Consider the following 14,596-nt stretch of genomic DNA (forward strand, 5'->3'; position numbering starts at 1 on the left):
AGCTGGACACCAAGCGCAGGCGGGTCCCTCTGGCCCGACAAGCACAAGACGAGTCACTCGGAAAGACGTTCTGTGCCTTTTTGAGATCTTTGACTTATGACCTCGAGGGTCAACCCGCCAGAGCTGGACACCACCAAAAGCGCAGGCGGGTTGGTCTGACCCGACAAGCATAAGACGAGAACCCGGAAAGGCGTTCTGTGCCTTTTTGAGATCTTTGACTTATGACCTCGAGCCTCAAGCCCCCGGAGCTGGACACCACAAAAAGCGGAGGCGGGTCCCCCTGACCCGACAAGCATAAGGCAAGAACCAGGAAAGGCGTTCTGTGCCTTTTTGAGCTCCAATCAATATCACTTGGACTCCAAACACAAGACCAGGTATTAAGGTGCCCTGCGGCTAGGTATAACTCTCTCAGTAATCGCATGTTGAGCAGATGATGATGCAGGTTAAAACCCACCTCTGACCTTCCCTTACTGCAGAAGACAAAAAAAGAGACGGTTTCCCGCCTCCAGGTGCTATTCTTTCTTGAACGTCCCCAGCATGGCCCTGACAAGGCCTCCAAGAAATTTCGGTAATTTGATTGTATAGAAACGCATTTTCAAGTCCCTCCCCACAATCTATAGAACATACTCATTACAAATCGCTTATACAAGCCGATCTACACGTTTGGGTCAAGAAGCATCATTGCTTCTTATCACCATTATTATGCCGTCGGAAAAAGAAAAAGTACCATGCGATTGTATAAGTTCATTACTAATACATAGTGTGGATCCCCAGTAAATATTCCGGTTGGTGAGGGGATATTTGAAGCCGGACAGGGTCAACCCCTGCACAATGGGGCTGATCGGGACGAACGAAATATACGTGTAGCGGGGGTTCGTTTCCACCCCGTGCTCCCCCGGCCTCTTTATATACATTTCATTCAGGGAATCAACGAGACGAACTGAGATCCCTTTCAAGTCATCTTTAAGAAGAAGCTGCACATTTCCCATAAAATGATCCAGACGGCCGCCGGTTGCACCGTAAATGGTGATATCTTCGGGATCCTGTTCAACCGCCCAGTTCAAAGCGAGTTCGAGGTCTGTTTCGTCCTTCTCCGGCCTATAGCGATTCACTTCTTCAACACGGGAAGAGATCAGTTGCCATTCACGTAGGCTCACCGAATCAAAGTCACCGAAAGCGACATGAGGCTCCATTCCCTTTTCCAGGAGGGTGAACACCCCCCTGTCCACCCCTACCCATATATGACCATCCATAGGGACATCGACCAGGGGCGGAAGGTAGGATGTCGGTCCTCCAGCCAAAATTGAGATTTTCATAGGGTCCTCTTTCCAGCAGAGAAGCTACTCTGCTTTCCCCACAGAAGCCGCTGCTTTAAGATCTTCAATTGCTTTTTTACGATCGCTTTGATTGTAGATGGCTGATCCGGCCACGAATACATCTGCTCCAGCTTCGGCACAAACTGCGATGGTCTCGGGATTGATTCCGCCGTCGACTTCGATCTCAAGGGCTGGATTCAGTTCATCCGCCCACTTCCTGATTTCTTTGATCTTAGTGACCACCGATGGAATGAACGCCTGACCACCAAAGCCTGGATTGACCGTCATGAGGAGCACCATATCAATATCGGCTATGAGCGGTTTGAACAGCTCTGAGGCTGTGCCTGGATTAAGGACAACACCTGCTTTCACTCCCCGATTTTTGATCAACTGAATGGTCCTGTGAATATGCGGATCCGCTTCTACATGCACAGTGATATAATCTGCCCCTGCGTCGGCAAATGCATCTACATACTTGGCCGGTTCCGATATCATCAGATGGACGTCGAGGGGAAGCCCTGTGATGGGACGAATGGCTTTGACGATCGGCGGTCCCAGAGTGATGTTCGGTACAAAGTGACCATCCATTACATCCACGTGAATGTAATCCGCTCCACCCGCTTCAACCTCACGGATGTCCTCCCCTAGTTTAGAAAAATCTGCTGACAGAATCGATGGTGCAATCTTCATCATTAATACCTCGGCTTTCTTTCTTTGATTTCCTGATGAAAGGATAGATAATGATCGTATCGGTAGGCCGGGATGTCTCCCGCCTCCACTTTCTCTTTCACCGCGCACTTTGGTTCATTCACGTGCAGGCATCCCCTGAATTTGCAAGCTTCAGAAGCCGTCACCATTTCGGGAAAGCATAGAGGCAGATCGGATTCATCAAGCTCCGTGAAGTCCAGTGAACTGAAACCGGGTGTATCTGCCACAAGGCCTCCGTCTACGTGGATGAGTTCCACATGACGTGTTGTATGTTTTCCCCTTCCAAGGTGGCTTGAGATCATGGCGGTCTTCAGATCGAGTTCGGGATCAAGTGCGTTGAGCAGAGAGGATTTCCCGACCCCTGACTGACCTGCAAACACCGAAATCTTATCCCTAAGATACGGGGCGAGTTCTTTGACGCCCTGTTCCGTTTTCGAAGAGGTCGTCAGCACTTCATACCCCATCCTCCGGTAGTCGTCTGCGTATCGGTGGATCCTGCCCATCTCCTCCTCCGTAAGAAGGTCCATTTTCGTAATGCAGATGAGCGGGTCGATTTCCTTACTCTCGATAAGGACGAGGAATCGGTCAAGAAGTGTTGTGCTGAAATCCGGCTCGCTCGCAGAAAAGACGAGGATCGCTTGATCCACATTGGCGATCGGTGGCCTGACGAGCTCATTCTTTCGTTCAAAAACCTTCAATATGTATCCATCGGTCACATTGTCCGCCTGGAACTCAACGTGATCCCCAACAAGGGGGGTGATTTTATTTTTCCTGAAGTTCCCTCTACCCCTGCATTGAGTAACGGTCCCTTCAGAAAGTACGTAATAGAAACCGCTGAGCGCTTTCACAATTTTCCCTTCAGCCATTCGCTACCTCCGTTCTGGTTTACATCCTCATTATAATCGAAAATAATGGGACTGTCCCGTCTAAGACGGAGACAGCCCCAACAAGGACTACTCTTATCAATCATTAGGATATTCCACTGTATCTTCTTTATACTCCTTGCCATCTAGAAGGATCCTGTACTTTCCTTCTTGGCCTTCTTCAAGGGTGAAGGTCAATGTAACAGAGGTTTCTTCCGTGATGGCCAGAAGTTGATCGCTATCATCCAATTTCTTATTGGCATCCTCGATATAAATATCAACGGATTGAGGGGTCCCGTCTTCCTTTTCATAAGGAATCGAAAGCTCTAGAGGCACTTCTTTCGTCGTTTTAGACGCTGCTGCCTCTTCTTCTTCCTTCTGTTGAGTCGGGTCCGGGCCTTTAGAAATCGTCACATAGATGACATCCCCTTCAAATATCGGCGTTCCCGCTTTGGTTTCCTGGGAGACGACGCTTCCTTCCGGAATATTATCGGAGTAGGCTTCTGCACCTTTTTCGATCGAGATGCCTCTCAAATCCTCGTACTCTTCAAGAAGTTTGCTATCAAAACCGGTCAGGTCCCTGAGATCGAATGAAACAGGGCCCAGACTTACGGTTAGTGTGACTGTCGTTTCGTCCGGTATGACCTCCTCACCTTCCGATGGGTCCTGCCGGAGGATGGTTCCCTCCTCCGCCTGGTCATTCACTTCTTCCTTCTCCACCTCAAACCCAAGCTCCTCGAGATCTTTTTTCGCCTCATCATACATGGCGTCGGTATAATCCTTCATCTCGATTTTCTCTTTTCCCGAGCTTACATAGAGATCGATGGTGGAGCCTTCCTTAGCCGTCCTTCCTCCCTTGGGGTTGGTTTTGATCACTTCCCCTTCAGGAACGGTCTCGCTCGGCTGTTTTTCGGTCTTGCCCACTACAAACCCTTGAGACACGATGAGAGAGGCTGCTTCAGCTGATTCCTTGCCGGACACATCCGGAACCTCGATTTCCTTGGGTCCGAGGAGATCCGGGATGAAATAAACGGCCGCCGCACCCAGCAGCACCAAGAGGAAAAAGAGTGAAACAATCAGGATCGGCCACTTCTTTTTATTTTTGTCTTTCGATTTCTTCTTTTTCTGCTTATCTTTCTTGCCCTTCTTCGCTTCCACTACTGGAGCCGACGGCTTCGTATCCATTTCTTCAGGTGTTGAGTGATGATGGACGATCGTATCGTCCAGATTGGAGTGTGCATTCTGGTCGGTTATGACCGGAATGGCCTTCGTTGCTTCATCATCCAGGGGCACGCTGAATCTAGGTTCGTCCAGACGACCGGGCTCAAGGCATGTCGTTAGCTCTTCCTGGAGTTCATCCAGATTTTCATATCTTCTGAAAGGATCTTTGGCTGTTGCTTTCAGGACGATATTCTCGACGCTCTGCGGGATATGCGGTGCCCACCGCTTCATGGAAGGCGTCTCGGACTGCAAATGCTTCAAAGCAATAGAAACAGCAGATTCTCCAGAAAACGGGAGGCGTCCGGTCAGCAATTCGAACATGACGATCCCAAGGGAATAGATATCCGATTTCTTTGTTGCCATCCCCCCCCTTGCCTGCTCGGGAGACAAATAGTGAACGGACCCGAGAACCGAGTTCGTCTGGGTGATGGAGGTGGCACTCAAGGCCATGGCAATTCCGAAATCGGTAATTTTGACATTGCCTTCTTCGTCCAGAAGGATGTTATGGGGCTTGATATCCCTATGGATGATATGATTCTGGTGGGCGTGTGCGATGGCCTTGGTCAACTGCTTCATGATATCGATCGCTTTTTCCACATCCACGGGGGAATGTTGCTGTATGTACTGCTTCAAGGTCATGCCATGGACGTACTCCATCACGATATAAGACAGGTCATCCTCCTCACCGACGTCGTATATGCTGACGATATTCGGGTGGGTCAGGCTTGTGGCAGATTGTGCTTCACGCTGGAAGCGCTTGATGAATTCTTCTTCATTGGCGAAATCCAACCGCAGCGTCTTGATGGCGACTTCCCGGTCAAGGATCATATCATGGGCAAGGTATACATTGGCCATGCCGCCCCCGCCGATCAGTTTGATAATTTTGTAGCGGCCACTGATGCGCTTTCCATTCATCATACGATCACCCGCTTTCCGTTACAGCGGCATACTCAACGATCACTACAGTAATATTATCTTCTCCGCCGTATTCATTGGCGCGATCTACCAGAGCTTCCCCTTTATCCGAGAGTGGATGATCTTCAACCAAAATCCGCTGCATCTCTCTTTCCGATACTTTATTGGATAATCCATCGGAGCATAATAGCAGCACATCTTCTTCTTCAAACATGATTGTCTTGATATCCATGCTGATGGTTTCTTCTGTGCCGATCGCCCTCAGGATGACATTCTTCCTTGGATGATGCTCTGCATCTTCCTTCGTGATTTCTCCGCTCCTGACAAGCTCGTTGACAAGGGTGTGATCTTCCGTCAGCTGATGGAACCCATTTTCATTAAGGATATAGCCCCTGCTGTCCCCAACATTCACCACAGTGGCGAATAGGGAGGTGCAGATGGCACCGACAAGCGTCGTTCCCATTCCTTCACAATCAGAATGGGACTGCGCATAAGTGAAAACTTCATGATTGACGTCTGCAATGGTCGACCTCAACCAATTTTCAGCTTCATCAGCTGTATGGAACTTTTCTGTCTGCCCCCAACGTTCATCGAGGAATGATATGGTCAGCTGACTGGCAACGTCACCTGCACGATGGCCGCCCATCCCGTCCGCTACCACTGCCAGGTAGTCTCCATGTCCATTGACAAATACACCTGCACTATCTTCGTTAAGCTGTCTCACTTTCCCTTTATCCGAATAATATACCGTTTTCACATAGGTCACCTCGTCTCTACTGGCACTTCCCCGTGAAGGAAAGGGGCTTCCCCTCTTTCCTCCGTCAAAGAAGGCTTTACTACTCTTACGACTCCGATGGCGAATTTTCCTGCTTTACAATACGCTTATCCATTTTTCTTCCTGAAGCACGAGATAAAGAATCCATCCCCTCCGAAATCCTGCGGGAATACTTGCAGCAAATGCCCTTGGATGAATGGTTTTACCGCTTCCGGCATGTCATCAAGGTGGTGGGGTTCGAATTCAGGATGATGCCTCAAGAATTCCGTCACGGTACCTTCGTTTTCATTTTGGTCAACTGTACACGTACTATATACAAGGATCCCATCCGTTTTCAGCAGTTTGGATGCAGCATCTAGAATATCAAGCTGGATTTTCTGCAGGGAGTTCAAATCCTGTTCCTTCTTCACATACTTGATATCCGGCTTCCTTCTCAGAACACCAAGTCCTGAACACGGAGCATCAACAAGGACTCGATCAAAGCTTTCTTCTGCGAATACCTCTCCGGCTTTGCGGCTGTCGAGGGTACGTGCGTGAACATTGGAAAGACTGAGTCTACCGGCATTTTCAGCGATGAGCTTCACTTTATGGGCATGAAGGTCAAGGGCGTGTACCTCACCTGTATTCTTCAACATCTCGGCGATATGGGTCGTTTTTCCACCAGGTGCCGCACAAGCATCGAGTACCTTCATGCCTTCTTCTAATTTAAGGGCATGGGCCACGAGCATGGAACTTTCATCCTGAACCGTCAACCTTCCATTCCGGTATTCATCCGTCTTGGCCAGGTTTCCCCTGAGTGACTGGATCGCTTCGGGAACGATGGGACTTTCCTGAACGGCGTGCCCATGCCCGGTGAGAATTTCCAACAGTTCTTCCCTTGTCCCTTTCAGCGGATTGACCCTTGCCGTCTGATTCGGTGCAAGGAGATTTGTTTCACACATGGCCTTCGTTTTCTCGAGACCGAATTGATCGCTCCATCTTTTCACTAGCCATAGTGGGTGACTCGTTTCAACGGATACTCTCTCGATGGGATCTTGAATGTCTTCAAGGGACGGAAGCCCCTTCCGCTGTACCGAACGGAGCACACCGTTCACCATCCCGGAGATTCCTTTGTGACCTCGTTTTTTAGCAATTTCGACTGCTTCATAAAATACGGCCCGATCGGGGATGCGATCCAGATACACAAGCTGATAAAGGGACATGCGCAGTAGCTGTCTGACCCAGCTTTCGACCTTTCCTCTTACGAACGGCTTCAAATAATAATCCAGCGTCATCTTCCGCTGGATCGTTCCATATGTAAGCTCGGTAAGGAGACCGACATCCCTTGATGGGATATCGTTCTTCTCGATGACATGATTGAGCAGCAGATTGCTGTAGGATTGGTTTTTTTCAACGGCTTCAATGACTTCCAGTGCGGCTTCCCTGACCGTTTTCTGCTTACTCATGTTCTTCACCGAACCTGTTCCCGACTGTAAGGTGAGAGCCCGCGCCCCTTAAATAGTCCTTGGCACTCATCCGCTTTTTGCCCGAGGGTTGAAGGTCGGTCACTTTGATGGATGTATCATCACCTGTAGAAACGATGAATCCATCCTCTTCGATCGCAAGGACCTCCCCGGTTACCGCTGAACCATGACCCTTCACCTTTTCACCCCACCAGATCTTCATAACGGCTCCAGCAAGGGTCGTATACGCCACGGGCCACGGGTGCAGACCTCGGATATGGTTGTACACTTCCTTCCCGGATTTTGTCCAATCTATCTTTTCCTGCTCACGTTTGATGTTCCACGCGAAGGTGGCCTGTTCTTCGTCTTGTTTGACCGGTGAGACGGATCCGTCCAGAAGCTTTGGAAGTGTCTCGATCAGAAGGGCTGAGCCCGCTTCGCTCAACTTATCATGGAGGGTTCCCACATGATCCGTTTCTTCGATCTCAACTTCAACCTGGCTGATGATATCCCCTGCATCCAGCTTTTCTACCATATACATGATGGTGATACCCGTGGAGGATTTTCCCTGAAGGATGGAGTAATGGATCGGAGCCCCTCCCCTGAGTTCAGGCAGCAGTGACGCATGGACGTTGATACAGCCATGCTTGGGTGCGTCGAGGAGGCGCTTCGGAAGAATCTGGCCGAATGCTGCCGTTACGATCAAGTCGGGTTCCAATGCGAGCACTTCCTCCAGTTCATCGGAATTCTTGATCTTTTCCGGCTGGAAGATGGAGATACCGTGCTTTTCAGCCTCTACCTTGACGGGTGGGGGCGTGAGGATGCGTTTTCTTCCCACAGGACGATCGGGTTGGGTTACAACAGCAACCACTTCATACTCGTTCTCGATCAACGCTTTCAGGACCGGGACGGAAAAATCCGGGGTCCCCATAAAAATCACTTTGGTCATTCTTCTTCAAACCTTTCTAATTCATCTTCCGTCAGGAGCTTTTCAGTCTTTGTATTGAAAAGGACACCATGCAAATGATCGATTTCATGCTGGATCGCCCGGGCAAGGAACCCTTCTGCCCTGCCTTCAAGCCATCTTCCCTTCCGGTCCTGCGTCCTGAATGAGATGCTATATGGTCGGCTCACTTCCCCGAAAAGACCAGGGAAACTCAGGCATCCTTCAAGATCGGTCTGCTCCCCTGAATGTTCAAAGATTTCGGGATTGATGAGTTCGATCGTGCCTGTTTCATCCCCGATATCCACGACGGCTACTTGGAGGTCAACTCCCACTTGTGGTGCAGCAAGTCCGACACCATCTGCTTCGATCATCGTTTCGTACATATTATCAAGAAGCTTTTTCAATTTTTTATCAAACTCCTTCACCGGTTCACATCGCTTTACGAGGATCGGATCGGGATGCATGACGATCGGTAATACAGCCATTCAAATTCCAACTTTCTATAATTGTTTCGCCAGTAAGGTCACATCATGACATAAGGATTCACATCGATGCTGACCGTGAGGCCTTGTGAAGCGTACTGCTGATGAAATTGTTCAAGCAGCGTCTTTAGCGTCTCCGCCAGTCGCGGTTCCCGCTTGTATTTTATCAAACATTGGTATCGATATCTATTTTTGATTCTGGGGATGGGCGAAGCAACAGGACCAAGGATCTTCGTCGTACCGGATAATCTGCTCCTGATGAAGCCCGTCATTTTCTCCGATACATCCACTACCTTCATGAGGTCTTCATGGCTGATCGTGACAAGGGAAATATAATAAAATGGAGGATAAGATCCCATTTTCCTCATCACCATCTCCTGTTCATAGAATCGCTCATAGTCATGGTTTGAAGCGAGTTCAACCGAATAATGCTCCGGCGTGTAGGTCTGGATGACGACTTCGCCTGGGAGGGAGTGCCGCCCCGCCCTGCCGCTCACCTGGGTCAGAAGCTGGAACGTCTTCTCCGCAGAGCGGAAATCCGGGATATGGAGCATCGTGTCCGCACTGAGGACACCCACAAGAGTGATGTTGGGGAAATCCAATCCTTTCGCTATCATCTGGGTACCCAATAGGATATCGGCCTTTCCTTCCCCGAAGGAAGTCAGCAGCCTTTCATGGGATCCCTTTCTTGTGGTGGTATCCACATCCATCCGGATGATCCGTGCTTGAGGGAGCAGCTTAGTGAGCTCCTCCTCCACTTTCTGCGTTCCTGTCCCGAAATATCTGATATGTTCACTGGTACATTCCGGACAGGTCTCCGGTACACGCTCTTCGTATCCGCAATAATGGCATTTCATTCCGTTGGAGAAGCGATGGTACGTCAACGAGATATCACAATTCGGACACTGCACGACATACCCGCAGTCCCGGCACATGATAAAGGATGAGTGGCCCCTTCTGTTGAGGAAGAGGACCGTCTGCTCTCCTTTAGAAAGGCGGTCCTCCAGTTTTTCAAACAGATTCCTCGAAAACATCGAGCGGTTCCCTTCGCGTAGCTCTTCCCTCATGTCGACAATGTCTACTGAAGGCAGGGGCCCGTCATTCATCCTTTTGTCGAGGTTCAACCGGGTGTATACCCCTTTTGAAGCCCTGGCGAATGATTCCAATGATGGTGTCGCACTTCCGAGAACCACCGGACATCCATGGTATTCACTTCGCCAAATGGCGACATCACGGGCATGATAACGGGGATTTTCTTCTTGTTTGTAGCTTGTTTCATGCTCTTCATCGATGATGATGATCCCTAGATTTTCAAACGGTGCGAATACGGCAGATCTAGCCCCGACTACAACCCGGACTTCCTTCCGCTCGATCTTTCGCCACTCGTCATATTTCTCTCCTGAAGATAGCCCGCTGTGAAGTACTGCAACCTCATTGCCGAATCGCCCTTTGAATCGATTCACCATTTGAGGAGTCAGGGCGATTTCAGGAACAAGTACGATTGCTTCCTTTCCCTGTTCAAGCACACGTTGGATCGATTGAAGGTAGATCTCTGTCTTCCCGCTCCCTGTCACACCGTAAAGGAGGAAGGTTTCCTGTATACCGGATTCGATTTTTTCAAGAATGGGAGTTATTGCTCTCCCCTGTTGATCCGTTAAGGGAAGGGGAGTGGTTTGCTTGAACGTCCGATCTTCAAATGGATCCCGGTAGATCTCTTCATCCTGTTGGACGAGGAGTCCCTTTTTCACCAAAGATTGAATGGTGGAAGCCGTTGTCCCCGCCCGCTCCGAAAGCTCTTTCATTGAGAACCCCTTATCGGCATGGTCTTTCCAGAACATGAGGACATCACGTTGTTTCTTCGCTTGCGGCGGGAGAGCGGAAGCTTCAGTTTCGATGGTTTCAGGGGCTATACTCAGGTATAGTTTCCTGATCATCTTTTTATTCGTTTTTCCTTTTACCTTGTACACGACTTCCAGTATGCCGTTTTTCACTTCCTGCTGAGCCAGCGGGAGCAAACCAGCGGCCTCGATGGATTTCCACTGGGCGGTCCCTTTAAGGAAATGGGGTCTGAGGGGTTCAGGCAGGTTCTCGACGTGAATATCCTTTTCCACTACCAACTGTTTCTCATATTTTGCTTTCATGGCTGCAGGCAGCATGGCCTGGAGGGCAGAGATCTTAAAGCACAGCGTATGCTCTGTCAACCAATCCGCCATCGTAAGAAGCTCATTGTTGAGTACCGGTTTCAGATCCATCGGTTCCACAATCGGTTTAAGTTTCGCCACTTCACTCTTTTCTTTCAGTTCCATGACGAATCCCTGTACTTTTCTGGGACCGAATGGAACAACGACCCTCATTCCCGGCACAATGCTCCCTGTCCATTCAGCAGGTATGAGATAGTCAAAGCAGCGGTCCGTCTGCATGGCAGCAACATCCACGATGACGCTTGCTACATTTTTCATCAGGAATCCATCCGTCTCAATGCTTCAAGAAGTATTTCTTCTGCCACTTTTGACTTTGAGAGCATCGGCAATTCACGTATGCCGTCTTCTGTTACAATGGTTACTTTATTTGTATCTGTCCCGAAGCCCGAACCTTCTTCGCTCACATTGTTTGCAACGATCATGTCAGCTCTTTTTCTCTCAAGCTTCCCTTTGGCATATTCCCCGATGTTGGACGTTTCGGCAGCGAACCCGATAAGGTATTGCCCATTCTTCCTTTTTCCGAGCTCCATGAGGATATCCTTTGTCCGCTCGAATTCTATGATCAGATTGCCATCTTGTTTTTTCATTTTTTCCTTATGGACTTCCTTTGGACGATAATCGGCGACCGCAGCACTCTTCACCACGATGTCTGCACCCTCGAATTTCGCGAGTACTGCCTCATACATGTCCTTTGCTGTCGTTACCTCTACGAGATGCACCCCACGTGGTGGAGACAGATCGACCGGACCTGATACCAGGGTCACATCGGCACCCATATTGGCAGCTGCCTCTGCCATGGCAAATCCCATTTTCCCAGTAGAGCGGTTTGAGAAATACCGGACAGGATCAATGATTTCCCTTGTCGGACCGGCAGAAATAAGCACGTTTTTCCCTTTGAGTGGCTGTTCTGTCGGAGAGTGGAAGTGAGCGTCAATCAGTTCTACAATCTTTTCAGGTTCTTCCAGTCGGCCTTTGCCGACGTACCCGCATGCCAAGTACCCTTCACTCGGTTCAACGAACCGGCAGCCGTCCTCATGCAGTGTGGCAATGTTCCTCTTGACTGCAGGGTGATCATACATATGGACGTTCATGGCAGGAGCAATCCAGATCTCGGCCTCTGTCGCAAGTAACGTGGTGGAGATCATGTCATCCCCGATACCGCAGGCAAGTTTCCCAATCATATTTGCCGTAGCAGGTGCCACAAGTACTAGGTCAGCCCAATCTGCCAAGTCGATATGGGCGATCTTCGCTGGAATTTTCTCATCGAATGTATCCCAGTAGACATCCTGGCGCGATAATGCCTGGAAGGTGAGCGGGGAAACGAACTCCCTCGCGGATTCTGTCATCATGACCTTCACCTCGAAGCCCGCCTGTACAAGCTTGCTCGTAAGTGCTGCTGCTTTATATACGGCGATCCCACCGGTCACACACAATAGTATTTTTTTCCCCATATCGTTCATTGCCTCCATCATCTAATCTATTCATAGCCTCTATTATGAAGGATATCGCCGCAAAAAGAAAATAGGGCTGTACCGGAAAAGTTCATCACTTCCCGGTTCAACCCTCTTCATTTCCTATTTGCCGTACAGATGGGATTTATTCATCCTCATAGATGGCTTTTTCGTCTCTTTCTTTCATGGACAAGTGGCCGGAGTGGATTTCTTCAAGGGCCTTACCAACGAACTTTTCCGACACATATTCGTCCATGCGGAAGTCCTTTTTATCCTGTAGATCACGCGCTCTTTTGGCAGCCACGCTGACCAACGAATATTTCGAATCGATCTTTTTCATTAGTGAATCAATGGATGGATATAACATTCACTCAACCTCCAGCATATTTAGATAGCGTTGTTGTACACGTTCGCGCTTGCAGTGTTCAGCCTGTACGATGGACTTGATCTTACCGACGGCATGTTCGATTTGATCATTTTCAACGATGTAATCATAAAGATTCATCATTTCGATCTCCTTGCGGGCTGTATTCATCCTGCCCTGAATCAGGTCATCCGTCTCAGTCCCCCGTGTGACCAGCCGATTCTGAAGCTCCGACAAGCTTGGCGGAGCAAGGAATATGAACAGGCCCTCAGGGAATTTGTCCCTGACCTGCTGCGCACCCTGAACCTCGATTTCAAGAAAAACATCATTTCCTTCTTCAAGTGTCTGGCGGACATAGTCAACAGGCGTGCCATAGTAATTGCCGACAAACTCGGCATACTCCAAAAGTTTGCCCTGCTCGATCAGTGCTTCGAATTCTTCCCTTGTCTTGAAGAAGTAGTCCACACCGTCCACTTCCCCTTCACGCGGATGACGCGTTGTCATAGAAATGGAATATTCGAATTTTGTATCTTCCTGGGAAAAAATCGCCTTTCGAACTGTCCCTTTCCCTACTCCGGAAGGTCCGGATAGCACGATCAGCAATCCTTTTTCTTTCATTTATTTACCCTGCCCTTCTTCTATTAAATCCTCTTTATCAGTCACTCGATGGGCAACAGTCTCGGGTTGTACGGCCGACAGGATGACATGATCGCTGTCTGTGATGATCACGGCCCGCGTCCTTCTTCCATATGTAGCGTCAACTAATGTTCCCCGATCCCTCGCATCCTGCATCAGACGCTTGATGGGCGCTGATTCCGGACCGACGATCGATATGATTCGGTTTGCTGATACAATATTCCCAAAGCCTATATTGATGAGCTTGATTGACATGACGCTCCTCCTAATCAATAGTTTAGTTTCGCCCGTTCACGTGGAAACTAAACTTCTTATTCAACATTTTGGACCTGCTCCCGCACTTTCTCCAGTGCCGATTTCAACTCGACCACCAGTGTGGAAATGCTGGAGTCATTTGCCTTGGAGCCGATCGTGTTCACTTCCCGGTTCATCTCCTGAATGATGAAATCCAGTTTCCTCCCCATCACACCATCTTGATTCAAGGTGGCATGAAAGTACTGAAGATGACTCCCGAGACGCGTCAACTCTTCGGTTATATCAGATTTATCTGCAAATATGGCCACTTCGGAGAGGAGTCTTGCCTCGTCGGGATCTCCTTCGCTCCATTCCCGGATCCGCTTGCGGAGACGTTCCCTGTATTGCAGGGTCACCGCGGGTGCATGGGCTGAGAGTTCGTCTAGACAGATCCTTATTTGATCCAGATGGATAAGGAAGTCGGCATGAAGAGCCTTCCCTTCCTCCATCCTCATCTTCCTTAATTCATCTGATGCCTTCAGGACTGCCTCCATGACCAGTTCGTCAAGTTCGGCATTCTCCTCTTCCGTTTCTTCCACCGTAACGAATTCCCCTCTGCCGAGAAGGTCCGACAGGGCGATATCACCCTTGAGTGAGTAAGTATCCTTCACTTTATTTACTAACTGATGATAATCCTCAATGAGTCCCCAGTCAATATGTAAATTCTTATGTATGAGACCTCCGCCGGAAATATCGATGAACAGATCGATTTTCCCCCTGTTTATAAAGGTGGAGAGCTGCTTCTTGATCTTATCTTCAAGCTTCATGAGTTGGCGCGGCATGCGGATATTGAGCTCGCTGAATCGATGGTTCACGGTTTTCATTTCAACAATGACGGTATGTCCCCCCGACTCAATCCGGCTCCGTCCAAAGCCTGTCATGCTGATGACCATTCCAATCACACCCAATCTATGCGACGTGCCTGTCGAATTTCATTCCCGGAACACCTAAAGGCGGCCCGCACTTGCTTATAAAAAAGGTA

General features: G+C 49.3%; 15 protein-coding genes. All 15 read right to left on the bottom strand.

What is annotated here, in order from left to right:
* Positions 1-512: 512 nt before the first annotated feature.
* Entirely contained in the window at positions 513-593 is an 81-nt protein-coding gene (gene spoVM, locus AF331_RS06710) for a stage V sporulation protein SpoVM (RefSeq protein ID WP_032088878.1), read from the bottom strand.
* Between the two features lie 75 nt (positions 594-668).
* On the bottom strand, positions 669-1,316 hold the full coding sequence (locus tag AF331_RS06715; RefSeq protein WP_053427331.1) for a thiamine diphosphokinase: 648 nt from the start codon (positions 1,314-1,316) through the stop codon (positions 669-671).
* 24 nt (positions 1,317-1,340) lie between these two features.
* Complete coding sequence (gene rpe / locus AF331_RS06720; protein WP_053427332.1) at positions 1,341-2,009, bottom strand: ribulose-phosphate 3-epimerase; 669 nt, start codon at positions 2,007-2,009, stop codon at positions 1,341-1,343.
* Positions 2,009-2,890, bottom strand: coding sequence for a ribosome small subunit-dependent GTPase A (gene rsgA, locus AF331_RS06725; protein ID WP_053427333.1), 882 nt, complete (start codon positions 2,888-2,890; stop codon positions 2,009-2,011). Before rsgA ends, rpe begins: the two co-directional genes overlap by 1 nt.
* A gap of 96 nt (positions 2,891-2,986) precedes the next feature.
* The gene (pknB, locus tag AF331_RS06730) at positions 2,987-5,023 is read right to left on the bottom strand and encodes a Stk1 family PASTA domain-containing Ser/Thr kinase (protein ID WP_412177706.1); all 2,037 of its coding nucleotides are present in this window, start codon (positions 5,021-5,023) and stop codon (positions 2,987-2,989) included.
* A 7-nt stretch (positions 5,024-5,030) separates the two neighbouring features.
* On the bottom strand, positions 5,031-5,780 hold the full coding sequence (locus AF331_RS06735) for a Stp1/IreP family PP2C-type Ser/Thr phosphatase (protein WP_053427335.1): 750 nt from the start codon (positions 5,778-5,780) through the stop codon (positions 5,031-5,033).
* Positions 5,781-5,905: 125 nt separating this feature from the next.
* Complete coding sequence (rsmB, locus tag AF331_RS06740; protein ID WP_053427336.1) at positions 5,906-7,243, bottom strand: 16S rRNA (cytosine(967)-C(5))-methyltransferase RsmB; 1,338 nt, start codon at positions 7,241-7,243, stop codon at positions 5,906-5,908.
* Positions 7,236-8,189 (bottom strand): methionyl-tRNA formyltransferase, encoded by a 954-nt coding sequence (gene fmt, locus AF331_RS06745; protein ID WP_053427337.1) that lies wholly within the window; start codon positions 8,187-8,189, stop codon positions 7,236-7,238. The genes rsmB and fmt overlap by 8 nt, the downstream gene beginning before the upstream one ends.
* On the bottom strand, positions 8,186-8,671 hold the full coding sequence (def, locus tag AF331_RS06750; protein ID WP_053427338.1) for a peptide deformylase: 486 nt from the start codon (positions 8,669-8,671) through the stop codon (positions 8,186-8,188). The genes fmt and def overlap by 4 nt, the downstream gene beginning before the upstream one ends.
* A gap of 38 nt (positions 8,672-8,709) precedes the next feature.
* Positions 8,710-11,127 carry a primosomal protein N' gene (gene priA / locus AF331_RS06755; RefSeq protein ID WP_053427339.1) on the bottom strand — a complete coding sequence of 806 codons (2,418 nt, stop codon included), beginning with the start codon at positions 11,125-11,127 and terminating at the stop codon, positions 8,710-8,712.
* Positions 11,127-12,320, bottom strand: coding sequence for a bifunctional phosphopantothenoylcysteine decarboxylase/phosphopantothenate--cysteine ligase CoaBC (gene coaBC / locus AF331_RS06760; protein ID WP_412177707.1), 1,194 nt, complete (start codon positions 12,318-12,320; stop codon positions 11,127-11,129). The genes priA and coaBC overlap by 1 nt, the downstream gene beginning before the upstream one ends.
* A 145-nt stretch (positions 12,321-12,465) precedes the next feature.
* On the bottom strand, positions 12,466-12,687 hold the full coding sequence (gene rpoZ, locus AF331_RS06765) for a DNA-directed RNA polymerase subunit omega (RefSeq protein ID WP_053427341.1): 222 nt from the start codon (positions 12,685-12,687) through the stop codon (positions 12,466-12,468).
* The gene (gene gmk, locus AF331_RS06770) at positions 12,688-13,302 is read right to left on the bottom strand and encodes a guanylate kinase (protein WP_053427342.1); all 615 of its coding nucleotides are present in this window, start codon (positions 13,300-13,302) and stop codon (positions 12,688-12,690) included.
* Positions 13,303-13,575: an extracellular matrix/biofilm regulator RemA gene (remA, locus tag AF331_RS06775; RefSeq protein ID WP_048004103.1), complete on the bottom strand. Its 273-nt coding sequence runs from the start codon at positions 13,573-13,575 to the stop codon at positions 13,303-13,305.
* A gap of 56 nt (positions 13,576-13,631) precedes the next feature.
* Positions 13,632-14,507 (bottom strand): YicC/YloC family endoribonuclease, encoded by an 876-nt coding sequence (locus tag AF331_RS06780; protein WP_053427343.1) that lies wholly within the window; start codon positions 14,505-14,507, stop codon positions 13,632-13,634.
* Positions 14,508-14,596: the final 89 nt, after the last annotated feature.

Origin of the sequence: Rossellomorea marisflavi, assembly GCF_001274775.1 — a bacterium.
GTDB classification, from domain to species: domain Bacteria; phylum Bacillota; class Bacilli; order Bacillales; family Bacillaceae_B; genus Rossellomorea; species Rossellomorea marisflavi.